Raw genomic sequence first — 24,334 nt, 5'->3', positions numbered from 1 at the left:
GCGTGACAGTTACCGTAGGGATTGATTCCGGATCGACCGCCACCAAAGGCATCCTGCTCGACGACGGCGTGATTCAGCGCCGCTTTCTCTGCCCGACGCCGTTTCGCCCCGCCGACGCCATCGTTGAGGCGTGGGAAACGCTCCGCGCTGGGCTAAGCGAGCCCCCCTTTTTAACCTTAACCGGCTACGGACGCCAGCTGGTGGATTTCGCCGATAAGCAGGTCACCGAGATCTCGTGCCACGGACTCGGCGCACGCCTGCTGGCCCCGCAGACTCGCACAGTCATCGATATCGGCGGCCAGGACAGTAAGGTTATCCAGCTGGACGAGGCGGGTAATCTGACTGATTTCCTGATGAATGATAAATGCGCGGCGGGCACCGGGCGCTTTCTGGAGGTGATTTCGCGTACGCTGGGGGCCAGCGTCGAGCAGCTCGACAGCATCACCGATGGTATTGAGCCCCATGCGATTACCAGCATGTGTACGGTATTTGCCGAATCGGAGGTCATTAGCCTGCGTTCGGCCGGGGTGCCGCCGGAGGCGATCCTCGCCGGGGTGATCAACGCCATGGCCCGACGCAGCGCCAATTTTATCGGCCGTCTGTCGGCGCAGGGCCCGCTGCTGTTTACCGGCGGCGTCAGCCACTGTGCGGCCTTCGCGCGGAGGCTGGAGGGGCACGTGGGTATGGAGGTACAGACGCATCCCGACGCACAGTTTGCCGGGGCGATCGGCGCGGCGCTGATCGGTTTACGTCAGAGGAGCCGCCGGTGACGGAATATCTGTTTTTATTTCACTCAACGGTGGGGGTGGTGCGAATGCGCAAAGCCCTGCAGGCGGCGGGCATGACCTTCCGGGTGAAGGACATTCCGCGCCAGCTGCGCGGCGGCTGCGGGCTTTGCATCTATCTGAGCTGTGAGCCGGGCGAAGAGCAGAGGTGGATTCTCCCCGGCCAGACGGAAGCTCTGTTTCGCGTGGCCGGGGATGATTATCAGCTGCTGGCTCAGTTTCCGCAGTAGGCGTAACCAGGGCGTGAATCATCGCCCGGCGGCGTACAGCGAGCGCAATCACCGTTTGTATGCCGGGTACTGCCCGGCGTGAAACGAGCGCAAGGTCGGGATTTATCCTCTCATCCCAGCAGCTGGCGAATGCAGGATTTAAACACCCGCACGCCATCCGCCAGCGCGGCGCGATCGAAGTGCATCTCCGGATGATGCAGCCCCGGCAGCAGGTCGCAGCCCAGCCCCCAGAACCCGCCCTTCACCTGTGGACGCAGGCGCAGGTAGTGGAAAAAGTCCTCGCTGCCCGGCGTACTCTTCGCTGCCGTTAAGCCGGCTTCGCCAAACGTTTCCCGAATCGCCTGGCTGACGATAGCCGTGGCCTGTTCATCGATAATCGCGGCAGGCATCTCCTTGACGATCTGGATATCGACGGTGGCGCCGTAAGCGGCCGCGCTACTCTCTATCGCCCGTACCACCCGCTCTTTCAGCATCGCCATACCGTCATTTTCCGCGCTACGCAGATCCCAGCACACGTGCGCTTTCGCCGGCACCGAGTTGGTTACCCCCGCATCGCACAGGAAGCGAGTCGCTTTTGCGCTCCAGGTCAGCGAAGGCGCCAGATGAATGCCGTTTACCGCCTGCACCGCGTGCGACGCGGCATCCAGCGCGTTAACGCCCAGATGAGGCCGGGCGGCATGCGCGGCTTTGCCGTGAAAGTCGGCCATCACCGTCGCCGAGGCGGAGTAGTACATCGCCGGCGCCGCCTTGCCCTTCGGACACTCCTCCAGCGGCCTGAGGTGGAAGCCGAACAGCATCTCCACGTCGTCCAGCACACCCGCTTCCGTCAGCGCGATCGCCCCTGTACCCAGCTCTTCGGCAGGCTGAAAGAGTATTTTCAGCTTCCCGCGTTTTACCAGCCCCTCGGCGAGGATCTCTTCCGCGGCGGTCAACACCACCGAAGAGTGCCCGTCATGGCCACAGGTATGGCGAGCCTCCAGGCGGCCATCAATCATATGGCCCAGCGCATCCATATCCGCCCGCAGCGCCACGACCGGCCCCGGCTTACCGCTATCCAGCAGCGCAACAATGCCGGTGGTACCGCCGACGTTGCGCTGCACCTGAAACCCCGCGGCTTCTAATGCATCGCCGATGTATGCCGACGTTTTGTACTCCTCAAAGCCCAGTTCAGGAATTTGGTGCAGATAATTGAAATGCTCTAAAGTTCGCGACACGTTTGACTCCTTGCCTTCTATTATGCAATCACGCGCATGACCAGCATGGCGATGACGGCATTGATAATGCTCACCGCCATCAGCAGCGGCCAATATTTTTTCGGGACATCCGCCACGCCGAGCAGGCGCCCCATGTACTGAAGCTGCGACCCCATAAGGAAAATCGCCGGGATCAGAATCGTGATATCCGCCACGTTGAGGGTGCCTTTGCTCAACAGGCTCACCGCCACGCCGGTTCCCGCCGAGGCGGAAAGCCAGGAGGTCAGCAGCACGGTAATCGCTTCGCCCGGCAGGCCGAACAGGCCCATCAGCGGCGCGCAGACGTGGCCGATTATCTGCATCACGCCGAGCAAATTCAGCATCTCGGCGATCACGTAAGCCATTAATACATTCGGCATCAGATTGTTGATGGCGATATTAAATCCTTTACGCGCGCCGATAACGAAAATATCGAACGGGTTACTGGAGACTTTTGCCGAATTATTCATTTTCAAAATCGCCTTTATAAGCAGTATTCAGTACCAGACGGGTGATTGCCGCGCCGACGAATTTCAGCACAAACATTAATAGCAGCGGAATAATGATAGGAATGGTTAACGAAGCGAAAAGCGCTGAACCAATCGAGAAATAGTTATTTATCAGACCGGCGCCGGAATATTGCCAGGCCCCCATAATGACCAGATCCTTACGATTTATTTTCTTGCTGTCATACAGCTCTTTGGTTAGCGCAGCACCAGCATCGGTACTCTGTAAATCGGTAATCAGCGCCAGTCCGGTATAACCCGGGATCCCGAGCAGCGGGCGCAGCAGCGGCGTCAGCAGTTTGTGCGCGGCGCGAATCGCGCCGTAATGGGTAAATATCTCCAGCAGCCCCAGCGCCAGCATCACCGTGGGCACCAGCGATAGCGCAAACAGAAAACCGGCCTTGGCGCTGATGCCGCCGCTGCCGATAAAGGTGTTGGTTTCCGGCGTTTTCATGGTGCCGAACGCACCGCCGAGAGTGGTAAAGTCAAATGCCCCCAGCCAGGCCATCCCCTCCACTTTAAACAGCAGCCCGGAGAAAACTAATAATACGATGACCAGTGAAATCCAGGCCCCGGGCCCGACTTTCCACTCATTTGTCGTTTCGTCGGAGGAACATTCCAACGTTTTATTTTCACTCATACCCTGTCCTCACATAATGAAATGTTAGTGCGATTGTTTGCAATTTGAAATTATGTCAATTTATTGTTATTCAAATTTATTATTTCGGCTGATAAACTTTTCCATATTCCCTCAGTCAGTACCATCACGATTTCTTATTCTTCGACTTCCTGAGCCTTGCAAACTTAATAGCAAGCCGGGAATAAGCGCTGAGATTTTTCCTCCCTGCCAGTTTTTGTCCGAATTACGATTATCTATAACTCGTCGGGATGATAAATACCTGTGAAAGGGTGTTATTGTTGACCTGAGGTCAACAAAGGAGTGAGAAACGATGTTGCATGAGAGGCCTATGAGCTATCTGTATGAAGTCGGGATTCAGGGAGGCATTCGCCGGGCCGCCGATATGCTGGGGATTAATCCGTCAGTCATCAGCCGCCAGATAGCGCAGCTGGAACGGGCGCTGGAGCTACCTCTGCTGGAGCGGCAGGGACGAAACGTGGTGCTCACCGAAGCAGGGCGTCTGCTGGCGGAGGACTACTACGAAAGCCGTCAGCGCCGGGAAAAGCTGGAAAGTCACCTGAAGGATTTACGCCATATGCGCGGCGGGACTATCTCGGTGAGGATTGGCGGCGGGCTGGTCACCACCTTTATTGAATCAGTGATGAGCACCTTTTCTCAGTCCTGGCCTAACGTGTTCGTGGATATTATTGTCGGCAGCATGCAGGAGATGCTCAACGATATCGCCAGCGGCGAAGCGGATATGGCGGTCGCCTTCGGCCCCATCGGCAACCCTGAGCTTAAACGCCACAGCTTTCAGTGGGGCCCCATCTGCGCGGTGGTCTCTCCTGAGCATCCCATCGCTGCCCTGCCCGCCGTCACTATCGATGAGCTCACGCACTATCGCCTGATCGCGCTCACCGACAGCTTTGGCCTGCAGCGCCATATGAACGCCATGTTTAAAACTGCAGGACGGCAGTTTCACCCGGCCTATCGCTGCAACCTCTTTTCGACCGCTATGAGCCTGAGCCAGGCGGGATTAGGCGTCTCTTTTATGACCGCATACGCCGCCCGGGAGGCGATCGCCCACGGTATTCTGCGGGCGGTTCCTATCGACCATCCTATTGCCAGCAGCGCCCAGTGCCATCTGCTACGCAACTCCGATCGCCGCTTTTCCCCGGCGGCGCATCATATGTGGCGGCTGTTGCATAACGCTTTTCGCGATGCGCAGCGGGCGCTGGCGGCCTGAGCTTATTCGGTCACCACGAACCGGGTTGGCGCAAAGCAGTTCAGCAGCCGATGCATAAGAAAGACCATGGTCAGCGTAACGATCAGCGCCACGGTCACGGAGGTAATGCGGTACAGATCGCTGAACACCAGGTCCTGGTCCGGATGCAGGTTCTGGCCGAACATGATGCCGATAGTGGTGATGCTGGCGAAGCCAACGCCTGCCCCCACTTTCTCCATCACGTGCAGCCGGGCGCTAAACGCCAGCCCCAGCCCAATCAACGGCATCATCAGCACCATATGGTTGCTGAAGTCGTAGATAATCAGCTGCACCACCAGGATATAAAGGCAGGCCAGCACCACCCCCACCACGCGCCAGATCGAGCTGATCACCGCGCCGCGATAGTGCATCGGGAACAGAATTAAGATGCCCGCCATTAGCGCCGACAGCGAGTCGCTCAGATCGCAGACCTGAAAAATCACAAAGATCATCGTCGCCACGCTGCCGGAAAGCAGTGATTCATGGCGGATACGCGCGGCATCTTTTTCAATGCGCGGCGGCGGCTTGCGCGGTTCAACGTCCGGAATGAAGTAGTTCAGCAGCGCGCTGAGCGCCACCGCCATCACGCAGGCCTCCATATTGGAGAACATCAGCGTGTGCCAGTTGCTGGTGGGATAGCTCATAAAGTTGAGCATCGTGCTTTGACACACCACGCCCATCGACCCCAGCAGAAACAGCGGCCCCTGGCTCATAAAGCGAAAGCGCATCACGTACAGGCCAAACACCACCAGCGTCATGATGACCGGCCACTGCGACAAATAGCCGACGATTAACACCATTTCGACGCAGTTCACCGCCGCACTGAACACAAACTGCCGCGCCACGTGGCGGTTAAACACCGGCACCAGCGACAGCAGCATCAGCGGATAAACCACAAAGAAGACGCCGTACTGCACGTCATAAAAAGTTGAAATGCTCAGCGCGATAGTGCCGGCCACGGCGATACGCAAGGTCTGGCGAAAATCGTTCGCCGTGTAGACGATGTTGCCGTGCGGGGTGAAGACCCGCGCCAGGGTATTAATAGACATAGTGCAGGAAGCTCACCAGATGGATCTGCGCGCCGGCGAAGGTACGGGCGAACGGGCCATCGCTGTTATAGAGCTGTACCGTGGCGCGGGCGCCGGTGGGCAGCGGCTTATCCAGCGGCTCGTCCAGAGCGACGTGAATGCGCATGCGCTGCGCGTCGCGCACCCAGCGGGTGGATTGCTCCGGCTGCGATAGCTGGCCGTTAACTTCTTCTTGTCCAGCCAGAATACCGGCATCGCTGCTGGTGACGTGCGCCGGGAAGACTTTGCCCGGCAGCGCATCGAACACCACCGCGGCATCGGTATTCACGCCGGTGTGGCGCAGGCTCTTCTCGCGGAAATCGGCGACGATATCGGTCTGGTTGCTCACCAGCGCCAGCAGCGGCGTGGCCGCAGTGGCGTACAGACCTGGGTTAAGCTGCAGGTTGCTCACCATCCCGTCAGTCTCCGCGCGGACCTTCGTCCAGCCGAGATTAAGCTGCGCTTCTTCCAGCGCATTGCGATACTTTTGCAGCGTCACGTTGCGCCCATCATCGCGCTCGCCGCGCTGGATCAGCAGATTCTGGATACTGGCATTAAGCGCGCTCACCGACTGTTCGCTGGTCTGCCAGGTGGTGCGCACTTTATCCAGATCCGACTGGGAAACGTTCTGCATGGTGCTCAGGCGCTGATAGCGATCGAACGTGACCTTATCGTTACGCGCGGTGTACTGGGCGGTACGCAGGTTGGCGCGGGCAGAGGCGATCTGCGCGTCCAGCTGCTGGTTACTGAGTTTCGCCTGTTCAAGCGCGATCTGCGCCGCTTCCACTTTATTGATAAACGGCGTTGGATCCAGTTCATAGAGCAGATCGCCCTTCTTCACCTGGCTGTTGTTATGCACATAGACATGGGAGACATAGCCGGAGACGCGCGACGAGACCGGCGTGACCACGCGCATCACGGTGGAATCCGGCGTGAGCGGGATCCAGATATCGGCAACGATAAACCAGGCGAATATGACCAGGAAGGCGGCAATACTCACCCTTACCCAGCGGGCAAATTTCTGTTCAGGGGTCATCATAGTGTTTTAGATCTTGTTATCTTCTTCGCGGATAGTCCGCAGATTGCAGGCGATTTGATTTAACGTGGCGCTAAAGGCGGCGAGCTGCGCTTCAGGGAGGGTTTCGGTGACGCGCTGTTGATAGGCCTCAATCACGCGGTTCAGCTTCTCCAGAATAGCGCGGCCTTCCGCCGTCAGCGTCAGCAGGCGTATGCGTTTGTCATAAGGCGATGTTGAACGCAGCAGATAGCCCTGCTTTTCCAGCTGCGTGAGGGTGCGCATCAGCGGCGGCAGTTCTATGCCCTGCACCTCCGCCAGCTCGCTGACCGAGACGTTATCACCCAACTGGTGCAGCTGCATCAGCACCGTCCAGCTTGACTGGGTCAGGCCGGTGTCGGTAATGGCAGAATCAATAATCGCGCGCCACTGGCGCACCACCATCGCCATGCGCATGCCCATCGGGCGGCGGGCAAACAGGTCGTCTTCGGTCATTTTACTTTCCTCACTTAGCTGTGAAGAAAATAATACTTATCACGATAAGTATCAAGAAACGAAGAGTGGATAAGCATGAATTGATAAATTATGTGAATGTATCATCCCCGGTCGCGCTCACGCTTACCGGGGCCACAGCTCTGCGCGGTCTGGTAGCCCGGACAAGGCGCGTCAAGCGCCGCCTACGGGAAACCCACCGTCCGCACTCATGCTCCCGGGGCTACAGCTCTGCACGGTCTGGTCGCCCGGACAGGCGCGTCAAGCACCGCCTCCGGGGAAATCCACCGTCCGCACTCACGCTCCCGGGGCTACAGCTCCGCGCGGTCTGGTAGCCCGGACAGGCGCGTCAAGCGCCGCCTCCGGGGAAATCCACCGTCCGAACTCACGCTCCCGGGGCTACAGCTCTGCGCGGTCTGCTCGCCCGGACAGGCGCGTCAAGCGCCGCCTCCGGGAAAATGCCGGGTAACAAATCGCACTTTTTAATTGATCTGATCCCGGCGCAGCCCGACATCTTTTAGCTGTTCGTCGCTCATACGCTGCAATGTTCTGCGCGTTTGTTCGCGAAGCCACCATTTTTTGATTATCCGCGCCAGAAATACGAAGCCGATAAACGGCTGTCTTGCCCGATTTTCGTGAAATTCCATCCTCTACCTCCTCACCTTGCCAGAGGCTTTATCTTCACGGATCCGCGGCCAAACAATACAGATTCACAAAATACTTTTCTTTAACATACAGATTCGCTAAAACGTACAACAGACCTCACTTTTACCGCCAATCTGTACTGGTTTATTGATCTGTATGGCGACGATCAAGGATACAGCATGACCCGCTATCAACATCTGGCCAGCCTGCTGGCAGAACGCATCGAACAGGGGCTGTATCGCCCCGGCGAAAAGCTGCCGTCGGTGCGCAGCCTGAGCCAGGAGCACGGCGTCAGCATCAGCACCGTTCAGCAAGCCTACCAGACGCTGGAACAGCAGCAGCTGATCGTACCGCAGCCGCGTTCCGGCTATTTTGTAGCCCCGCGTAAAGCTCAGCCGCCGGTGCCGCCGATGTCGCGGCCGGTCCAGCGCCCGGTAGAGATCACTCAGTGGGATCAGGTGCTGACCATGCTCGACGCCCGCCACGATAAATCGATTATCCCCTTCGGCGGCGGCTCGCCGGACGTCACCCAGCCAAGCCTGAAGCCTATCTGGCGCGAGCTGAGCCGGGCCATTCAGCACAACCTTAGCGAAGTGCTGAACTACGACGAGCTGGCCGGGCGTCGCGAGCTGCGCGAACAGATCGCCCGCCTGATGCTCGACGGCGGATCGGTGGTCACCGCCAACGATCTGGTACTTACCAGCGGCTGCCACAGCGCGCTGTCGCTGGCGCTGCTGTCGGTGTGTCAGCCTGGCGATATCGTCGCCGTCGAATCCCCTTGCTACTACGGCACCATGCAGATGCTGCGCGGATTAGGGCTAAAAACCATCGAGATCCCCACCGATCCGGAAACCGGGATCAGCATCGAGGCGTTAGAGCTGGCGCTCGATCAATGGCCGATCAAAGGGGTGATCCTGGTCCCCAACTGCAATAATCCGCTGGGATTTATCATGCCGGATGCCCGCAAGCGGGCGGCGCTGTGCCTCGCCCAGCGCCACGATATCGTTATCTTTGAGGATGATATCTACGGCGAACTGGCGACCGAATACCCGCGCCCGCGCACGATCCATTCCTGGGATATCGACGGCCGGGTGATGCTCTGCAGTTCGTTTACCAAAACCATCGCTCCCGGCCTGCGCATCGGCTGGATTGCCCCCGGCCGTTATTACGATCGCCTGCTGCAGATGAAATATGCCGCCAGCGGCACCAACGTTCCCTCCACCCAACTGGCGGCCTGTAACTTTATTCGCGAAGGCCACTATCACCGCCACGTGCGAAGAATGCGGCAGATCTACCAGCGCAATATGGAGATCTACACCTGCTGGCTGCGGGAGTTTTTCCCCTGCGGGATCTGCGTTACCCGCCCGAAAGGCGGCTTTATGCTGTGGGTCGAGCTGCCGGAGCAGGTGGACATGGTCTGCGTCGCGAAGCAGCTGTGCCGGCTGAAAATCCAGGTCGCGCCGGGATCGCTGTTTTCCGCATCCGGGAAATACCGCAACTGCTTAAGGATCAACTGCGCTCTGCCGCCGATAGATAAACATAAAGAGGTGATGGTGCAGCTGGGCATGGCGGTGAAGGTGGCGATGGAGTGGGCGCCGGAGTGAGGTTATAGGGTGGTCCCGGTGGCGCTGCGTATGACCGGGCTACAGGTTCACCGCCGCCTGCGGGCCTGTAGCCCGCTCGGGTGCGCCAGCACCGCCTCCGGTTTTCCCTCTTTGAGAGCCCAAATCCCTTGGTATTATCATCAATGCTCCCCCGGCATATTGCGCTAAATGACCAGCACGTAAATTTTCGCAGAGTAATCTGCTATATAAACGATTAATATCAGTAAATAATGAAAAAATGACAACCAGTAATAAAACATTGAACAGCCAAACAACTTAATAACCAGCATATAAAAATATTAGAATAAAATATTTAACCGCATGATTCATCAGCAAATATATATCATTTATTTTTGGAAAACCTGACCTGATTGCCTTCCTGTAATAATCCCGATAAATTCACTCCTTCCCCCTGCGGGAAACTCTAAATATAAAAAACGCAACAATATAACCGGGATGAATGTCATGAAAATAACCAAAGACCAGGTGGTCTACGCCATGTCGCGCGATAACGCACCTGTCGCTACCGTCAGCAGCGGAAGCGAAGTGCTGTTTGAAACCTGCGACTGCTTCTCCGACCAAATCACCTCCGCCGATGCCGTGTTCAACGAACTGGACTGGCAGCGTATCAACCCGGCGACCGGGCCGGTCTACGTCGAGGGCGCCGAGCCGGGCGATGCGCTCAAGGTCACCATCAAGCGCATTACCCTGACGAGCAATCAGGCGGTGATGGTCACCGCGCCGCAGCTCGGAGTGATTGGCGATGAGCTTGATGCCCCGAAGGTCACTATCGTCCCGATTGAAAACGACCATGCCGTGCTGCCCGGCAACGTGCGCGTCCCGCTCAACCCGATGGTCGGCGTGATCGGCGTCGCGCCTGCCGGGGAAGCCATCTCCTGCGGCACGCCGGATAGCCACGGCGGCAATATGGACTGCAAAATGATTACCGCCGGCAGCACCCTGTGGCTGCCGGTCAACGTTCCCGGCGCGCTGTTCGGGCTGGGCGATTTACACGCCGCGATGGGCGATGGTGAAGTTTCGGTTTGCGGTCTGGAAATCCCCGGCGAAGTGCTGGTCGAACTGACGGTGGTTAAAAACCGCCGCCTGCCGCTGCCGATGCTCGAAAACAGCGAGACCCTGTTTACCCTCGCTTCGGCACAGACGCTTGATGATGCCGCCGCCCTGGCCACCCGTAATATGGCGCATTTTATCGCCGACAATACCTCCCTGACGCTGGCTGAAGCGATCAGTATTCTGAGCATCGCCGGCGACCTGCAAATCTGTCAGGTAGTCGACCCGCTGAAAACCTGCCGCTATGCGTTACCCAAATCGGTGGCGCAGCAGCTCTCCCTGAGCATCGAAGGGGAGCAGGCATGAGCGTTGAACAATTTGGCTATAAGCAGGAGCTGCATCGGGCGCTGACCTTCCGCGATCTGCTGGTCTACGGCATGATATTTATGGTACCCATCGCGCCGTTTGGCGTCTTTGGCTACGTCTGGGACGGCGCGCAGGGCATGGTGGCGCTGGCCTATCTCATCGGCATGGTGGCGATGTTCTTTACCGCCATGAGCTACTGGTCGATGTCGCGCGCGTTCCCGGTCTCCGGATCGGTATACGCGTATGCCCAGCGCGGCATTCACCCCATTGTCGGCTTTTTTGCCGGCTGGCTAATCCTGCTGGACTATATTCTGGTGCCCTCGCTGCTCTACATCGTCAGCGCGGCGGCGCTGGCGCCTATGCTGCCTGGCGTGCCGGGCTGGCTGTGGATTGTCGGCTTTATTGCGATTAACAGCCTGATTAACCTGCGCGGCATTACCTTTACCGCGCGCGCCAATAACACGATTCTGATCGCGGAGATCGTGGTGCTATCGGTGTTCATCGTTCTCGGGCTGATTGCGCTCTACTCCGGCGCCGGGGCGGGCCATCTGACCCTCGACCCGCTCTATAACGCCGATAAGTTCAGCCTGCCGCTGGTGATGGGCGCGGTCTCCATCGCCGTGCTCTCTTTCCTCGGCTTCGACGGGATCTCCACGCTGTCGGAGGAAACGAAAGGCGGCGTAGATACCGTGGGTAAGGCGTCGCTGGGCGCGCTGATGCTGGTCGGTTCGCTGTTTATCCTGCAGACGTGGATTGCCGCCGATCTGGCGCAGGGCATGACGTTTAGCAGCCTCGATACCGCCTTCTACGATACCGCGAATCTGGCGGGCGGCGGCTGGCTGAAGTATGTCACCATGTGGTCGACGGTGATCTCCTGGGGGATTGCCAACGCCCTGGTGGCGCAGGCCGCCGTGTCGCGCATTCTGTTTGCGATGGCGCGCGACAAGCAGCTGCCGCAGCTGCTGGCAAAAGTGCACCCGCGGCTGAAAACGCCTTACGTTAGCACCCTGTTTGTGGCGCTGATTTCGCTAGCTTCCGGCCTCTGGTTCTATGGTGATATTGATAACCTCAGCCGTCTGGTGAACTTCGGCGCGCTGATGGGCTTCCTGGTGCTGCATATTGCGGTCATCAACCACTATCTGATCCGCAATAAGTCACGCAATCTGTTGATGCACCTGCTGTTCCCGGTGATTGGCCTGTGCATTATCGGCTTTGTGATTTATGAGATGGACGTGCAGGCCAAGGTGCTTGGGCTGAGCTGGCTGGCGGTTGGCGTGGTCTATTACCTGCTGATGCGCCTGGTGCTCAAGCGCAATGTGGAACTGAAGCTGGAAGGCTAGCGCGATTTATCTCCCCGGCTCGCGCTGCGCTTAGCCGGGCTACGGGTTCCCGGCCGCCTGTTCGTCCTTGCCAAAAAACACCATACCTTTATAGGGCTTCGCCCGGCACGCCGCCAGGCGCTGGGCGAGGTTGCCAACATGCAGCTCCAGCTTGTGGCCGTCCGGGTCGAGAAAATAGTGCGACGCGCCTTCGCTTTTGTTGGTTTTCCAAACCGGCACGCCAGCCGCATTCAGCCGCCCGACAAAAAGCGCGAAATCCTCTTCCGCAATGCTGAACGCGTAGTGGGTGTAGTCGCTCTCCTCCGGCGGGGTAACGCGCCGCTGCGGGTCCAGCGACAGGCACAGCCAGAGGTCGCCGCAGGAAAAATACGCGCCGTTATCCCAGCGGGCGTGCAGCGTCATCCCCGGCAGCTGCTGATAAAACGCCACGCTCGGTACCAACTGGCTGACCGCCAGGGTCAGGTGATTTAATCCGCTTAACATGGTTTATCCTCTAATGACGTTACGATTTGCTGGCGCAGCCACCGGTGCGCCGGATCGCGGTGCCAGCGCTCGTGCCACAGCATCAACATCTCAAACCCGGCGACCGCCAGCGGCGGTTCGACCACCGTCAGCCCCTCTGCTCCGCGCACCAGCCGCTCCGGCAGCACCGCCACCAGCTCGCTATTGCGCAGCGTCTCCAGCATAAACAGGAAATGTGGCACGGAAAGGACAACTCGCCGCGCCAGACCGAGATTCGCCAGCGCGCTATCGGTTGCGGCGCTGAATCCTCCGCCGTCCGGCGAGACAATCACCTGTTCCAGCTGGCAGAACTGCGCCAGAGTTAACGCCGACTGCAGCGCCGGGTGCCCGGCCCGCCCGGCAAGCACGTAGCGTTCGTGGAACAACAAACGCTGATGCAGCGCGGGCGGTGCACCATCGCGCGTGTGAAAAAACAGATCCACTTCGTCGCGATCCGCCTGCTGAACCAGCCGCGAGGGCTGCAGCTCAAACAGCGCCAGACGGCTGGCCGGAGAGGCGATGCGCAGCGCGTTGAGCGCTGGCAGCAAAATCGCCGACGCCATATAGTCGGTCGCCGCCACCCGCCAGGTCTGCGCCGCCGTGGCCGGGTCAAAAGGCTGAACCGGCGCCACCGCCAGCTCCAGCGCCAGCAGCGCATCGCGCAGCGGCCCGCGCAGCTCATCGGCGCGGGCGGTGGGCTGCATTCCGCGCGGCCCCGGCAGCAGCAGCGGGTCGGCGAAAATTTCCCGCAGTCTCGCCAGTTGGACGCTAACCGACGGCTGCGACAGGTTGAGGCGCTGCGCCGCCCGGGTGACGTTATTTTCGCTAAGCAGGACGTGAAGCGTGCGTAGCAGATTGAGATCCAGACGCTGGAGATTAACCATGACTATACCTGTCATTAAAGTAATTCATTTCTACTATAGCGCCGCCAACTCTACTCTGCAGCTCTCCCTTATGCTGAGATGATTTCAATGAAAATATTACTGGTTTACGCCCATCCTGAACCGCGTTCGCTTAACGGCGCGCTGAAAGATTTTACCGTGCAACATCTACAAAACGCCGGTCACGACGTGCAGGTGTCCGATCTCTACGCCATGCGCTGGAAGGCGGGATTTGATGCCGACGACAGCAGCGCCCCGCCGGTGGGTGCAAGCTGGCGGGCGACGCGAGATTCGCAATATGCCTTCGCTCACGGCACGCAGAGCGCGGATATCGTGGGCGAACAGGAGAAGCTGCTGTGGGCCGATACGGTGATTTTCCAGTTCCCGCTGTGGTGGTTTTCACTGCCCGCCATCATGAAAGGCTGGATTGATCGGGTTTACGCTTACGGGTTTGCCTACGGCGTCGGCGAGCATAGCGATACGCACTGGGGCGATCGCTACGGCGAAGGCACGTTCGCGGGTAAACGGGCGATGCTGGTCGTTACCGCCGGCGGATGGGCGGAGCACTATGCTCCGCGTGGAATTAACGGGTCTATCGACGACATTCTGTTCCCCATTCAGCACGGGATGCTGTTCTATCCCGGATTTGAGGTGCTGCCGCCGGTGGTGTTCTACCGCACCGACAAACTCGATGAACAGCGCTTCGCCATCCTGCGCGAGGAGCTGGCCCGGCGGCTGGATACCCTCTCTGAAACGCCGCCCATTCCTTTCCGCCGTCAGAATCACGGCGACTATTTGATCCCCTCTCTGAACCTGCGTCCGGAGCTGGCGCCTGGAGAAAATGGCCTCGCTATCCACGTGAAGCCTATGTGAATCTCGGTGGGTGATATTCGCGGCGCGGCGAATATCACCACAATTCATAAGGTGAACTGTGAGCCTCCACGCAATAACGGCATCACGCCCCGCTACGCCCCTTCGCATATTGATAGCGATCAAGAATAATCATACCGTCTGGTCGGTATGATTCGGGCCATGAATATGGAAGCCCAACATCGTAAAAAAGATCCTGTCCGCCTGCATAAGCAGCTGCTGGAATCCGCAGCCACTATCGCCGGTCGGGACGGTATCGCCTCGCTGTCGCTGAACGCCGTCGCGCGCGAAGCGGGCGTCAGCAAAGGCGGCTTACTGCACCATTTCCCCAACAAGCAGGCGCTGATTTTCGCCCTCTTTGCCCGCCTGCTGGCGATTATGGAAGAGGCGATTGCAGAGCTTATGGCCGCGGATAACGTCTCTTATGGCCGCTTTACCCGCGCCTATCTGCGCTATCTATCGGCGCCGGAACTCACGGATACCCAGGAGAGCCGCCAGCTGATGGTGCTGTCGCTGGCCATGCCGGATGAACCGGTGCTGCGAAAATGCTGGCGCGACTGGATGCTGGACCATCTGGCGAAAGGGGATGAACTGGACAATAGCCATACCGGCACGCTGGTGCGCTATGCAGCGGACGGCATCTGGCTATCGGAATTAACCGAGGGGCGCACCATGAGCCCCAGGCACCGGCAGTCGCTGGTCAGCGATTTGACGAAGATGACGCTTCCTGCGTGAAGCATGTTGAGGCCACGATGCGCTATAACATCCATGGCCGTCTTATTTATGATGCAATGGACGGCACGCTAACGTTACCGGGAAGCGATGAGGCGGACAGCCAGCTGTCCATCACCGCCAACGCGCTGCTGTGGTTCTTCCTGCGCCACACCGAGGTGGTCAACCGCGACGAAGTGCTTAAAAAAGTCTGGGATGACAATGGGTTAACCTCATCCAACAGCAATCTCAATCAATATCTGAGCATGCTGCGCAAAACCTTTCGCCACTACGATATCGACAACATTATCGTCACCGTATCGCGCGGATTGCTGCAGCTCAATCCGGACCTCGCTATCGAGATGCTCGACGCCAGCCCGGAGCCGGAACCGGCGCCTGCGGCAGAAGCTGAGCCAGATCTGGCCACCGCCCCGGCAGAACAGAAGACCGTTTCCAGTCGCCACGCGCGCGGCACCTGCTGGTATCTGGCCGGCGGCTGCCTGCTCACCATCGCCCTGCTGCTGGTGGTATGCAGTTTTCTCGGCGGCAGCACAGCGCACCCCATTACCCTGACGCAAATACGCCACAGCCAGTGCGAACTGCTGGCCAGCGATGAGATGCTGCGATCCGTTGCCGAAAGCGCCTACGGCAAGAATTTTGATGCTGTACGCCAGCGCCTGAAGCTGGAGTGCAAGCCCGGCGAACGCTTCGTCTTCTTCTATGGCGACCGGCTGGAAACCAACGGTCTGGGCCGGGTGTTCCTCGCCCACTGCGCGATGCATGAAGATAACCCGTTCAGCTACTGCGATAACTATTTTTATTATTCATGGAAGCCGCAATGAGAATCGCCCCGCGCCCCTTTTTCGCCCTCTCCAGCCTGGTGTTTATTGCCGCCGCCGGGTTCTGCGCCTGGAAGCTGCTGCCGGTCGAAAACGGCGGGGTAATGAGCTGTTCGACAAAAGCGATTATGCGCTTTGAGAACATGGAGAAGGAGAACGTTAACGGCAATATCCATTTCAACTTTGCCGCCAACGGCAAAGGGTCAATGGTCGTTGAAGGCTACACCGATTCCGCCGCCGGCTGGCTTTACCTCCAGCGCTACGTCAAATTCAGCTACACCAGCAAGCGCATCTCCACCACCGAGCGCCACTATCGCATCAGCAAGTGGGAATCCAGCGCCTCGTCCATCGATGAGTCGCCGGACGTGATCTTCGACTACTTTATGCGCGAGATGTCCGACAGCCACGATGGCCTGTTCCTGAACGCACAGAAGCTCAATGAGAAAGCCATTCTTCTCAGCTCTATCAACTCCCCACTCTACGTCTGCACGCTGAAGTCCGGCAGCAAGCTTGACTAAGCTCACACCCGCTTTTTCTTCCTCGCTTTCCCGTTAGTAAAACCGCACGTTTTGCATTTAGCCTGCCGAAGAAAACACGATCCTCCCCACACTTAGCATGGGAATAAATTACCCCCGATCTGCAATAAATTAGCAACTTATTAACATCAATCCGCCTCAGGCTAAATGGTGAAAAAAGCGCCACAAATCGTCACTCAATCCGCCCTGCCATCACAGCACAAATGCATAAATAAGCGCCTTAACCAATCTAAATCACAGAGTAAAAGACTAAAAATACCACGTCAGCAGATTTAAATTTCACTTCATTCACCATTCCCTATAGTGAACCCCGAACGCCGCATCCGCGTCCTGACGCCGTTACGCGGTCGGTTTTCCGAATCACAAAACCTGTTCTGGAGGAGAAACCATGGGTGATGCATTAGGGCTTATCGAAACCAAAGGTCTGGTGGCCTGCATTGAAGCCGCGGATGCGATGTGTAAAGCCGCCAACGTCGAGCTGATTAGCTATGAAAACATCGGCTCGGGGCTGGTGACCGTCATGGTGAAGGGCGACGTCGGCGCAGTGAAAGCGGCTGTGGATTCCGGCGTGGAATCCGCGCAGCGCATCGGTGAAGTGGTGACCTCGCTGGTTATCGCTCGTCCGCATAACGACATCAACAAAATCGTCATTAAACACAAGGCCTGATGGCCAGGAGAACGCAAATGGGTGATGCATTAGGTCTGATCGAAACCAAAGGTCTGGTGGCCTGTATCGAAGCGGCGGACGCCATGTGTAAAGCCGCCAACGTTGAACTGATTGGCTATGAAAACGTCGGCTCCGGCCTCGTCACCGCGATGGTGAAGGGCGACGTCGGCGCGGTGAAAGCGGCGGTGGATTCCGGCGTCGAATCCGCGCAGCGCATCGGCGAAGTGGTGACTTCTCTGGTTATCGCCCGCCCGCATAACGACATCAACAAAATCGTCTCGCATTACAAAATCATAGATTAACCGGAGAAAAACCTGATGAAAGAAGCGCTAGGGCTTATCGAAACCAAAGGTCTGGTGGCCTGTATTGAAGCGGCGGATGCGATGTGCAAAGCCGCTAACGTTGAGCTGATTGGCTATGAAAACGTCGGCTCCGGCCTGGTCACCGCGATGGTGAAGGGCGACGTCGGCGCGGTGAATGCCGCGGTAGATTCCGGCGTGGAAGCGGCAAAACGCATCGGCGAAGTCGTCACCTCTCGCGTCATCGCGCGTCCGCATAACGACATCGAAAAAATCGCGGCGCAGCACAAAGCATGACCTGACAGGGCGCGCCCCGTCTCCACTCTTTTAGTCTGATGAAGGATAGACTCATGATTGAACTGGATAACGATTTGCAGTCCCGGCAGAACGCCCGGGAACTGGTGCGCAATGCCAAAAAGGCGCAGGCGATTCTGGCCACCTTTTCGCAGCAGCAAATCGACGCCATCGTGAAGAACGTGGCCCAGGAAGCAGCGCATCATGCCGAAGCGCTGGCGAAAATGGCCGCGGAAGAAACCGGTTTTGGCAACTGGCAGGACAAAGTGCTGAAGAACCGCTTCGCCTCGCTGCGCGTCTACGACGCCATCAAAGATATGAAGACCGTCGGCATCATTCATGACGATCCGCTACAAAAAGTGATGGACGTGGGCGTGCCGCTGGGGGTGATTTGTGCGCTGGTACCGTCGACCAACCCGACCTCCACGGTCATCTACAAAACGCTGATTGCCCTGAAGGCCGGCAACGCGATTATCTTCTCCCCGCATCCCGGCGCCCGCCAGTGCAGCTGGAAAGCGATTGAAATCGTGAAGCGCGCGGCGGAAGCGGCAGGGGCGCCTGCCGGTAGCGTCGACGCCATTAGCCAACTGACCCTCGAAGCCACCTCAGAGCTGATGCACAGCAAAGACGTGTCGCTGATCCTGGCGACCGGCGGCGAAGGCATGGTGCGCGCCGCCTACGCGTCCGGCACGCCGACCATTAGCGGCGGTCCGGGTAACGGCCCGGCGTTTATCGAGCGCAGCGCCGATATCCCCCACGCAGTGAAAGATATCATCACCAGTAAAACCTTCGATAACGGCGTGATCTGCGCCTCCGAGCAGTCGATTATCGTCGAACGCTGCATCTACGACGAAGTGCATCGCGAACTGGAAGCGCAGGGCGCGTACTTCATGAACGAAAACGAAGCGGCGAAAATGGCGGCCCTGCTGCTGCGTCCCAACGGCACCATCAACCCTAAAGTGGTGGGTAAAACCGCGCTCTATCTGAGCCAGATGGCCGGTTTCTGCGTCCCGGCCAGCACCCGAGTGCTGATTGCCGAGCAGACCACGGTATCGCATTCCAACCCCTACTCGCGGGAAAAACTGTGCCCGGTACTCGGCCTGTACGTCGAAGAGGACTGGAAAGCCGCCTGTCACCGCGTCGTGGAACTGTTGACCAACGAAGGCCTCGGCCACACGCTGGTGATCCACACCCGCAATCAGGACGTCATCCGCCAGTTCTGCCTGGAAAAACCGGTTAACCGCATTCTGATCAACACCCCGGCGGCGCTGGGTGGCATCGGCGCGACCACCAATATCACTCCGGCCCTGACCCTCGGCTGCGGCGCAGTCGGCGGCGGCTCCAGCTCAGATAACGTCGGACCGATGAACCTGCTCAACATCCGCAAAGTGGGCTACGGCGTTCGCTCCATCGATGAACTGCGCGCGCCGGGTAGCCGCCCGGAACCGCAGCCGACCATCGTCAGCCCGGCGTCCGGCCCGAACCGCAGCATCTTCGACGATGAACGTTTTAACGCCCCAGCGACCGCCGCCACCGCAGCCCATCCGGCCAGCGCCGACGATCGCTTTGCGGCTGCCGCCGCCATCGGCGCGGAAAGCGAGATTAATGAGCAAAACGTGGAACGCGTCATCCGCCAGGTGCTGGAACGCCTCGGTAAGTAACACATTGATATAAGGCGATAAAAACAATGATTCTCGCAAAGGTAGTCGGACATGTCGTCGCCACGCAGAAGTGCGATGAGCTACGGGGCAGCAACCTGCTGCTGATCGTCAAATTGGATGATGACCAGCAGCCGATGAAAGACCAGACCTGGGTTGCCGTTGATAGCGTCGGCGCCGGTATGCACGACATCGTGCTGGCCGAAGAGTACCTGGCGCTCAACAAAGAGCGCTACAAGGCCATGTCGGTGGTCGCCATTGTCGAGAACGTGTTTCGGGACGCTTAAGGAGTCAATAACCCAATGAGTGAATTTTTGCTGAAACCCCGGATTCGCTTTGGTCAGGATGCGCTTGCCATCCTGAACGAGCTGCCCGCCCGCAACGTGCTGCTGGTCACCGACCAGGCGATGGTTAAGTTTGGCCTCGCCGATCGCGTCACGCAGATCCTCCATGCGCGCGGCATCGCTTTCCAGGTCTGGGACGACGTGGTGGCCGACCCGGATATCGCCACCGTGGTGCGCGGTATGAAGCGGATGGATACCCGCTATCCGGATCTGGTTATCGCGCTGGGCGGCGGTTCGGTGATTGATGCAGCCAAAGCGGTTATTTTCGCCCTGGCGCAAACCCGTCCGGACGCTCACCGCGAGCCGCCCTGCTTTGTGGCGATCCCCACCACCAGCGGCACCGGCTCTGAAGTCACCGCCTTTTCAGTGGTAAAAGCACACGCCGAGAAGCTGGTACTGGTGGACCCGTCGCTGCTGCCGGATATCGCCATTCTTGACCCGGCGCTGGTGGCCTCGGTGCCGCCGGCGATCACCGCCGATACCGGTATGGACGTGCTGTGTCACGCGCTGGAAGCCTATGTCTCCCTCGCCGCCAGCGACTTTTCCGATGCGCTGGCGGAGAAAGTGGTGCAGCAGGTATTTCGCTTTCTGCCGACCTGCTGGCGCAACGGTGCCGACCTGCTGGCGCGGGAAAAGATGCACAACGCTTCCTGCATGGCGGGCATGGCCTTCACCAACGCCTCGCTGGGCATTACCCACAGCCTTGCCCACGCGCTCGGCGGCGTGTTTCGCGTCCCCCACGGTCGCGCCAACGCCCTGCTGATGGCGGACGTGGTGGCCTGGAACGCCGATTATCACGGGCTGTGCGATACCGATGCCGCCCGCAAATATGCCCGATTAGCCCATCTGCTGGATCTGCCTGCGGCCACTACCCGCCAGGGCGTCGCCAGTCTGCTGGTCGCCATTCAGGCGCTTAAAGACGAAATGAGCATGCCGGCCGGCATCCGCGATACCGGCGTCCTTGCAGACGAGTTTGAACAACGGCTGGCGGAGATGGTCGGCCAGGCGTTACGCGACAGCTGTACCCCGACGAACCCACGCGCGCCGGATGCTCACGCACTGACCGAACTCTATCGCCGGGCATGGACCGGCAACGCCGTTCAGGGCCACTGATAACAAGATTTGGAGAACCTTACCCATGGCACACTACAGCTTAACGCCGCGCGTCAAAGTGTTGGCAGAACGTTTACTCTCACAAAAAAGCACCCTGTGCACCGAATATGCCACCACGCTCAACGCCCTTGATGGCGATATCGCCGGGGTTCCCGCCGCCGTCAAACCGGCGCGCCGTTTCTATGAACTGATGCGCCAGCTGCCGCTGTGCATCAGCGCCGACGAGCTGATCGTCGGCAACCAGACCCGCAAACCGCACGGGGCGATTTTCCACGACGAGAGCGCCGCCCGTCGCCCGTCCGCGTTCCAGTTTCTCAATCTGAATAGCGATCTCGACTCCCCGGATTACAAGCTGGTGGTCGAAAAAGGCGTACTGGCGATAAAACATCAGCTGGAAGAGAAAACCCGCGCGCTGGGCAGCGCCGTCAGCCGCAGCGGCATGGACGAAGTCAACGGCTGCCGTGCGGCCATCTACGCCTGCGATGCCCTGCTGGCGCTGGCGCAAAACCTGGCCAACAGCGCGGAACAGCTGGCCGCCGCGGAAACCAACGCTTACCGCCGGGCGGAACTGCTGGACAGCGCCGCCATTCTGCACCATGTTCCGGCGCATCCGGCGCGCAGCTTCAAAGAGGCGTGCCAGGCCTTTTATCTGTTCCAGCTGGCGCTCCAGCTGGATAACGGCAGCTACGCCGTCAACCCGGAAGGCGCCGACAAAGCCCTGCTGCCTTACTACCAGCACGATATCAACAACGGCGCGCTCTCCCCGCAGCAGGCGTATGAAATCGTCGAATCGCTGTGGTTCAAGCTGGCGGAACTGTGCGAAGTGCGCGCCGCCTGCGCGATCGACGGTTATCCGATGTTTGACGCCATGCTGCACGGCGCAAGCCTTGAGAATGCGCGCATCAACGAACTCTCCGACATGTTCCTCAGCGCGCAGCAAAACCTGAGCGCCCTGAATCTGCCGGTGCGTCTGTTCAAGGGAGTACAACACGTTTCCGCCGCCCCGTTTGCCGCCGCCGGCGATACGCCGGCAGCAGAAGGGCTGACTCCGCGCATGCAGCGCCTGCGCAACCACTACCTGACCGTGCGCCCGAGCGTCTCTATCTATCGCGCGCTGGCCTTTACCGAAGTGGTCAAAGCCAACCCCGGCATGCCGACAATTCTGCTGCGCGCCAAAGCCTTCCGCCACGCCTGCGAAACCGCGCCAATTCTGATTCAGGATGATGAGCTGATCGTCGGTCATCCATGCGGCAAGCCGCGCGCGGGCGCCTTCTCGCCGGATATCGCCTGGCGCTGGGTGCGCGATGAACTCGATACCATGAGCACCCGTCCGCAGGATCCGTTTGAGATCAGCGAAGCAGATAAGAAAACCATCCGCGAAGAGATCGTACCGTTCTGGGAAGGCCGCTCGCTGGACGAAATCTGCGAAGCCCAGTACCGCGAAGCGGGCGTATGGGCATTCAGCGGCGAAACCTTCGTCAGCGACCTCTCCTACCACCAGATCAACGGCGGCGGCGACACCTGCCCGGGCTACGATGTGCTGCTGTTTACCAAAGGGATGAACGGCATTAAAGCCGACGCCGAGGCGCATCTTGCCAGCCTGAGCATGGAAAACCCGGAAGATATCGACCGTATTTACTACTACAAGGCGGCCATTGAAACCTGCGAAGGGGTGATTAACTACGCACACCGCATCGCCGCCCGCGCCCGCGAACTGGCCGCCGTTGAACAGAACGCCCAGCGCCGCGCCGAGCTGCTGACCATCGCTGAGGTGAACCAGAACGTGCCGGCGAACCCGCCGAAAACCCTGCAGGAGGCACTGCAGAGCATCTGGACCGTGGAGTCGCTGTTTGAAATTGAAGAGAACCAGACCGGGCTATCGCTGGGCCGCGTAGACCAGTACTGCTACCCGATGTTTGAAGCCGATATCCGCGAAGGCCGCCTGACTCACGACACCGCGCTGGAGCTGCTGCAGGCGTTTATCATCAAATGCGCCGAGCTGATGTGGATGTCCAGCGAGCTGGGGGCGAAATATTTCGCTGGCTATCAGCCGTTTATCAACCTGACCGTCGGCGGTCAGAAGCGCTCCGGCGGCGATGCCTGTAACGACCTGACTTATCTGATCATGGACGCCGTGCGCTTCGTGAAGGTTTACCAGCCGTCGCTGGCCTGCCGTATTCACAACCAGTCGCCGCAGAAGTATATGGAAAAAATCGTCGACGTCGTCAAAGCGGGGATGGGCTTCCCGGCCTGCCACTTCGACGACTCCCATATCAAGATGATGCTGCGAAAAGGCTTCGATTTCGAAGACGCCCGCGATTACTGCCTGATGGGCTGCGTCGAACCGCAGAAATCCGGCCGCATCTACCAGTGGACCTCCACCGGCTACACCCAGTGGCCCATCGCCATTGAGTTCGTTTTAAACCGCGGTCGGATGGTGCTGTTTGACAGCTATCAGGGGCTGGATACCGGCGACCTGCGCGACCTGCACACCTTCGAAGCGTTCGACGCGGCGGTGAAAAAACAGATTGCCCATATCGTACGCCTGTCGGCGATCGGTACGGTCATCAGCCAGCGCGTGCACCGCGACGTGGCGCCGAAGCCGCTGATGTCGCTGCTGGTAGAAGGCTGCATGGAAAAAGGGAAAGACGTTGCCGCCGGCGGCGCGATGATCAACCACGGCCCGGGGCTGATCTTCTCCGGTCTGGCGACCTACGTCGATTCCATGGCGGCGATTCGTAAACTGGTGTTTGAAGATAAGAAATACACCCTTGAGCAGATGCGCGACGCGCTGCTGGCGAACTTCGAGGGCTTTGAAGGCCTGCGTCGCGATTGCCTCAACGCGCCGAAATACGGCAACGATGATAACTACGTTGACCAGTATGCACTGGATATCACCGAGTGGACCGAGCGCGAGTGCCGTAAGTACAAGATGCTCTACTCCACCCTGAGCCACGGCACACTATCCATCTCCAACAACACGCCGATCGGTGAGCTGACCAACGCCACGCCGAACGGTCGCCTGGCGTGGATGCCGCTCTCCGACGGCATCAGCCCAACCCAGGGCGCGGATAAACAGGGTCCAACGGCGATCATCAAGTCGGTGAGCAAGATGAACGTCGAAACCATGAATATCGGCATGGTGCACAACTTCAAGTTCCTCAAAGGGCTGCTGGATACCCCGGAAGGTCGTCACGGCCTGATTACCCTGCTGCGCACCGCGTCGATTCTCGGCAATGGCCAGATGCAGTTCAGCTATGTCGATAACGAAGTGCTGAAAAAAGCCCAGCAGGAGCCGGAAAAATACCGCGATCTGATCGTCCGCGTCGCGGGCTACAGCGCCTACTTCGTTGAGCTGTGCAAAGAAGTTCAGGACGAGATTATCAGCCGTACGGTAATTGAGAAGTTCTGATAAAAACACGGACGTTTTTGGACACGGATGTCC

26 protein-coding genes are annotated in these 24,334 nt (G+C 58.9%); 17 read left to right on the top strand and 9 right to left on the bottom strand.

The genetic code is table 11. The features are described from left to right. Nucleotides 1-2 precede the first annotated feature (2 nt). On the top strand, nucleotides 3-770 hold the full coding sequence (yjiL, locus tag IAE27_RS08715; RefSeq protein WP_004110300.1) for a putative 2-hydroxyacyl-CoA dehydratase activator YjiL: 768 nt from the start codon (nucleotides 3-5) through the stop codon (nucleotides 768-770). Continuing rightward, nucleotides 767-1,015 carry a DUF3343 domain-containing protein gene (locus IAE27_RS08710; protein WP_064398551.1) on the top strand — a complete coding sequence of 83 codons (249 nt, stop codon included), beginning with the start codon at nucleotides 767-769 and terminating at the stop codon, nucleotides 1,013-1,015. Before yjiL ends, IAE27_RS08710 begins: the two co-directional genes overlap by 4 nt. A gap of 110 nt (nucleotides 1,016-1,125) precedes the next feature. On the opposite strand, the gene IAE27_RS08705 is transcribed toward IAE27_RS08710, so the two are convergent. The 3 genes from IAE27_RS08705 to IAE27_RS08695 are packed head-to-tail and all read right to left on the bottom strand — an operon-like array spanning nucleotide 1,126 to nucleotide 3,393. Further along, nucleotides 1,126-2,229 carry a M20 peptidase aminoacylase family protein gene (locus IAE27_RS08705; protein ID WP_004108610.1) on the bottom strand — a complete coding sequence of 368 codons (1,104 nt, stop codon included), beginning with the start codon at nucleotides 2,227-2,229 and terminating at the stop codon, nucleotides 1,126-1,128. 20 nt (nucleotides 2,230-2,249) lie between these two features. Then, complete coding sequence (locus tag IAE27_RS08700) at nucleotides 2,250-2,717, bottom strand: YjiG family protein (RefSeq protein ID WP_004108612.1); 468 nt, start codon at nucleotides 2,715-2,717, stop codon at nucleotides 2,250-2,252. Beyond that, nucleotides 2,710-3,393 carry a nucleoside recognition domain-containing protein gene (locus IAE27_RS08695; protein ID WP_004108614.1) on the bottom strand — a complete coding sequence of 228 codons (684 nt, stop codon included), beginning with the start codon at nucleotides 3,391-3,393 and terminating at the stop codon, nucleotides 2,710-2,712. The genes IAE27_RS08700 and IAE27_RS08695 overlap by 8 nt, the downstream gene beginning before the upstream one ends. Nucleotides 3,394-3,703: 310 nt before the next feature. Between IAE27_RS08695 and IAE27_RS08690 the strand changes: the two genes are divergently transcribed. Further along, nucleotides 3,704-4,618, top strand: coding sequence for a LysR substrate-binding domain-containing protein (locus tag IAE27_RS08690; protein WP_004108616.1), 915 nt, complete (start codon nucleotides 3,704-3,706; stop codon nucleotides 4,616-4,618). Nucleotides 4,619-4,620: 2 nt separating this feature from the next. Here IAE27_RS08690 and IAE27_RS08685 read toward each other — a convergent pair whose 3' ends face one another. The 4 genes from IAE27_RS08685 to IAE27_RS08670 all read right to left on the bottom strand — a co-directional run bounded on the left by IAE27_RS08685 (nucleotide 4,621) and on the right by IAE27_RS08670 (nucleotide 7,857). After that, nucleotides 4,621-5,685, bottom strand: a complete 1,065-nt coding sequence (locus tag IAE27_RS08685; protein ID WP_004098265.1) for a DUF2955 domain-containing protein — start codon at nucleotides 5,683-5,685, stop codon at nucleotides 4,621-4,623. Beyond that, a complete protein-coding gene (locus tag IAE27_RS08680) occupies nucleotides 5,675-6,742 on the bottom strand; it encodes an HlyD family secretion protein (protein ID WP_004110295.1) in 1,068 nt (355 codons plus the stop codon). The genes IAE27_RS08685 and IAE27_RS08680 overlap by 11 nt, the downstream gene beginning before the upstream one ends. Nucleotides 6,743-6,748: 6 nt before the next feature. Next, on the bottom strand, nucleotides 6,749-7,213 hold the full coding sequence (locus IAE27_RS08675; RefSeq protein WP_004110293.1) for a MarR family winged helix-turn-helix transcriptional regulator: 465 nt from the start codon (nucleotides 7,211-7,213) through the stop codon (nucleotides 6,749-6,751). A 479-nt stretch (nucleotides 7,214-7,692) separates the two neighbouring features. Beyond that, nucleotides 7,693-7,857, bottom strand: coding sequence for a DUF1127 domain-containing protein (locus tag IAE27_RS08670; RefSeq protein ID WP_004098259.1), 165 nt, complete (start codon nucleotides 7,855-7,857; stop codon nucleotides 7,693-7,695). 177 nt (nucleotides 7,858-8,034) lie between these two features. Here IAE27_RS08670 and IAE27_RS08665 point away from each other — a divergent pair, with 177 nt between their 5' ends. The 3 genes from IAE27_RS08665 (at nucleotide 8,035) to IAE27_RS08655 (ending at nucleotide 12,176) form a co-directional block, all read left to right on the top strand. Beyond that, entirely contained in the window at nucleotides 8,035-9,459 is a 1,425-nt protein-coding gene (locus IAE27_RS08665) for a PLP-dependent aminotransferase family protein (protein WP_004110291.1), read from the top strand. 465 nt (nucleotides 9,460-9,924) lie between these two features. Then, a complete protein-coding gene (locus IAE27_RS08660) occupies nucleotides 9,925-10,836 on the top strand; it encodes an acetamidase/formamidase family protein (RefSeq protein ID WP_064398555.1) in 912 nt (303 codons plus the stop codon). Then, nucleotides 10,833-12,176: an APC family permease gene (locus IAE27_RS08655; RefSeq protein ID WP_154022269.1), complete on the top strand. Its 1,344-nt coding sequence runs from the start codon at nucleotides 10,833-10,835 to the stop codon at nucleotides 12,174-12,176. Before IAE27_RS08660 ends, IAE27_RS08655 begins: the two co-directional genes overlap by 4 nt. A gap of 39 nt (nucleotides 12,177-12,215) precedes the next feature. Here the strand turns inward: IAE27_RS08655 and IAE27_RS08650 are convergent, their stop codons facing one another. Both IAE27_RS08650 and IAE27_RS08645 read right to left on the bottom strand, forming a co-directional pair. Next, entirely contained in the window at nucleotides 12,216-12,659 is a 444-nt protein-coding gene (locus IAE27_RS08650) for a FosA family fosfomycin resistance glutathione transferase (protein WP_070555191.1), read from the bottom strand. Continuing rightward, complete coding sequence (locus IAE27_RS08645; protein WP_154022270.1) at nucleotides 12,653-13,561, bottom strand: LysR family transcriptional regulator; 909 nt, start codon at nucleotides 13,559-13,561, stop codon at nucleotides 12,653-12,655. The genes IAE27_RS08650 and IAE27_RS08645 overlap by 7 nt, the downstream gene beginning before the upstream one ends. A gap of 87 nt (nucleotides 13,562-13,648) precedes the next feature. On the opposite strand from IAE27_RS08645, the gene IAE27_RS08640 reads away from it, so the two are divergent. From IAE27_RS08640 to cutC, 11 genes are all read left to right on the top strand, one after another. Beyond that, nucleotides 13,649-14,431 carry an NAD(P)H-dependent oxidoreductase gene (locus IAE27_RS08640; protein WP_004108645.1) on the top strand — a complete coding sequence of 261 codons (783 nt, stop codon included), beginning with the start codon at nucleotides 13,649-13,651 and terminating at the stop codon, nucleotides 14,429-14,431. 147 nt (nucleotides 14,432-14,578) lie between these two features. Beyond that, entirely contained in the window at nucleotides 14,579-15,163 is a 585-nt protein-coding gene (locus IAE27_RS08635) for a TetR/AcrR family transcriptional regulator (protein WP_154022268.1), read from the top strand. 17 nt (nucleotides 15,164-15,180) lie between these two features. Continuing rightward, on the top strand, nucleotides 15,181-15,981 hold the full coding sequence (locus IAE27_RS08630; protein WP_154022267.1) for a winged helix-turn-helix domain-containing protein: 801 nt from the start codon (nucleotides 15,181-15,183) through the stop codon (nucleotides 15,979-15,981). After that, nucleotides 15,978-16,496: a FidL-like protein gene (locus tag IAE27_RS08625; protein WP_004108661.1), complete on the top strand. Its 519-nt coding sequence runs from the start codon at nucleotides 15,978-15,980 to the stop codon at nucleotides 16,494-16,496. Before IAE27_RS08630 ends, IAE27_RS08625 begins: the two co-directional genes overlap by 4 nt. 406 nt (nucleotides 16,497-16,902) lie before the next feature. Beyond that, complete coding sequence (locus tag IAE27_RS08620) at nucleotides 16,903-17,181, top strand: BMC domain-containing protein (RefSeq protein WP_004098239.1); 279 nt, start codon at nucleotides 16,903-16,905, stop codon at nucleotides 17,179-17,181. A 17-nt stretch (nucleotides 17,182-17,198) separates the two neighbouring features. Then, complete coding sequence (locus IAE27_RS08615) at nucleotides 17,199-17,483, top strand: BMC domain-containing protein (protein ID WP_004108664.1); 285 nt, start codon at nucleotides 17,199-17,201, stop codon at nucleotides 17,481-17,483. A 15-nt stretch (nucleotides 17,484-17,498) separates the two neighbouring features. Continuing rightward, entirely contained in the window at nucleotides 17,499-17,777 is a 279-nt protein-coding gene (locus IAE27_RS08610; RefSeq protein ID WP_002442217.1) for a BMC domain-containing protein, read from the top strand. 53 nt (nucleotides 17,778-17,830) lie between these two features. Then, the gene (locus tag IAE27_RS08605; RefSeq protein WP_064351891.1) at nucleotides 17,831-19,435 is read left to right on the top strand and encodes an acetaldehyde dehydrogenase (acetylating); all 1,605 of its coding nucleotides are present in this window, start codon (nucleotides 17,831-17,833) and stop codon (nucleotides 19,433-19,435) included. A 26-nt stretch (nucleotides 19,436-19,461) separates the two neighbouring features. Next, entirely contained in the window at nucleotides 19,462-19,719 is a 258-nt protein-coding gene (locus tag IAE27_RS08600) for a EutN/CcmL family microcompartment protein (protein ID WP_004098229.1), read from the top strand. 15 nt (nucleotides 19,720-19,734) lie between these two features. Next, complete coding sequence (locus tag IAE27_RS08595; protein WP_004110276.1) at nucleotides 19,735-20,889, top strand: 1-propanol dehydrogenase PduQ; 1,155 nt, start codon at nucleotides 19,735-19,737, stop codon at nucleotides 20,887-20,889. Between the two features lie 25 nt (nucleotides 20,890-20,914). Next, nucleotides 20,915-24,301 (top strand): choline trimethylamine-lyase, encoded by a 3,387-nt coding sequence (cutC, locus tag IAE27_RS08590; protein WP_070555196.1) that lies wholly within the window; start codon nucleotides 20,915-20,917, stop codon nucleotides 24,299-24,301. The last annotated feature ends 33 nt before the right edge of the window (nucleotides 24,302-24,334 follow it).

Origin of the sequence: Klebsiella sp. S69 (genome assembly GCF_016516145.1) — a bacterium.
Taxonomy (GTDB): Bacteria; Pseudomonadota; Gammaproteobacteria; order Enterobacterales; family Enterobacteriaceae; genus Klebsiella; species Klebsiella oxytoca.
Note: the sequence above shows the minus strand (reverse complement) of the source record. Positions and strands in the feature narration are given on the sequence as shown.

What these genes read in the sequence shown, in the direction of transcription:
- IAE27_RS08655 (WP_154022269.1), top strand. Translation starts at nt 10,833, where the DNA reads ATGAGCGTTGAACAATTTGGCTATAAGCAGGAGCTGCATCGGGCGCTG.
- IAE27_RS08620 (WP_004098239.1), top strand. Translation starts at nt 16,903, where the DNA reads ATGGGTGATGCATTAGGGCTTATCGAAACCAAAGGTCTGGTGGCCTGC.
- IAE27_RS08675 (WP_004110293.1), bottom strand. Translation starts at nt 7,213, where the DNA reads ATGACCGAAGACGACCTGTTTGCCCGCCGCCCGATGGGCATGCGCATG.
- cutC (WP_070555196.1), top strand. Translation starts at nt 20,915, where the DNA reads ATGGCACACTACAGCTTAACGCCGCGCGTCAAAGTGTTGGCAGAACGT.
- IAE27_RS08600 (WP_004098229.1), top strand. Translation starts at nt 19,462, where the DNA reads ATGATTCTCGCAAAGGTAGTCGGACATGTCGTCGCCACGCAGAAGTGC.
- IAE27_RS08650 (WP_070555191.1), bottom strand. Translation starts at nt 12,659, where the DNA reads ATGTTAAGCGGATTAAATCACCTGACCCTGGCGGTCAGCCAGTTGGTA.
- IAE27_RS08615 (WP_004108664.1), top strand. Translation starts at nt 17,199, where the DNA reads ATGGGTGATGCATTAGGTCTGATCGAAACCAAAGGTCTGGTGGCCTGT.
- IAE27_RS08660 (WP_064398555.1), top strand. Translation starts at nt 9,925, where the DNA reads ATGAAAATAACCAAAGACCAGGTGGTCTACGCCATGTCGCGCGATAAC.
- IAE27_RS08605 (WP_064351891.1), top strand. Translation starts at nt 17,831, where the DNA reads ATGATTGAACTGGATAACGATTTGCAGTCCCGGCAGAACGCCCGGGAA.
- IAE27_RS08635 (WP_154022268.1), top strand. Translation starts at nt 14,579, where the DNA reads ATGATTCGGGCCATGAATATGGAAGCCCAACATCGTAAAAAAGATCCT.
- IAE27_RS08625 (WP_004108661.1), top strand. Translation starts at nt 15,978, where the DNA reads ATGAGAATCGCCCCGCGCCCCTTTTTCGCCCTCTCCAGCCTGGTGTTT.
- IAE27_RS08640 (WP_004108645.1), top strand. Translation starts at nt 13,649, where the DNA reads ATGAAAATATTACTGGTTTACGCCCATCCTGAACCGCGTTCGCTTAAC.
- IAE27_RS08700 (WP_004108612.1), bottom strand. Translation starts at nt 2,717, where the DNA reads ATGAATAATTCGGCAAAAGTCTCCAGTAACCCGTTCGATATTTTCGTT.
- IAE27_RS08695 (WP_004108614.1), bottom strand. Translation starts at nt 3,393, where the DNA reads ATGAGTGAAAATAAAACGTTGGAATGTTCCTCCGACGAAACGACAAAT.
- IAE27_RS08630 (WP_154022267.1), top strand. Translation starts at nt 15,181, where the DNA reads ATGCGCTATAACATCCATGGCCGTCTTATTTATGATGCAATGGACGGC.
- IAE27_RS08645 (WP_154022270.1), bottom strand. Translation starts at nt 13,561, where the DNA reads ATGGTTAATCTCCAGCGTCTGGATCTCAATCTGCTACGCACGCTTCAC.
- IAE27_RS08610 (WP_002442217.1), top strand. Translation starts at nt 17,499, where the DNA reads ATGAAAGAAGCGCTAGGGCTTATCGAAACCAAAGGTCTGGTGGCCTGT.
- IAE27_RS08690 (WP_004108616.1), top strand. Translation starts at nt 3,704, where the DNA reads ATGTTGCATGAGAGGCCTATGAGCTATCTGTATGAAGTCGGGATTCAG.
- IAE27_RS08680 (WP_004110295.1), bottom strand. Translation starts at nt 6,742, where the DNA reads ATGATGACCCCTGAACAGAAATTTGCCCGCTGGGTAAGGGTGAGTATT.
- IAE27_RS08595 (WP_004110276.1), top strand. Translation starts at nt 19,735, where the DNA reads ATGAGTGAATTTTTGCTGAAACCCCGGATTCGCTTTGGTCAGGATGCG.
- IAE27_RS08670 (WP_004098259.1), bottom strand. Translation starts at nt 7,857, where the DNA reads ATGGAATTTCACGAAAATCGGGCAAGACAGCCGTTTATCGGCTTCGTA.
- IAE27_RS08665 (WP_004110291.1), top strand. Translation starts at nt 8,035, where the DNA reads ATGACCCGCTATCAACATCTGGCCAGCCTGCTGGCAGAACGCATCGAA.
- IAE27_RS08685 (WP_004098265.1), bottom strand. Translation starts at nt 5,685, where the DNA reads ATGTCTATTAATACCCTGGCGCGGGTCTTCACCCCGCACGGCAACATC.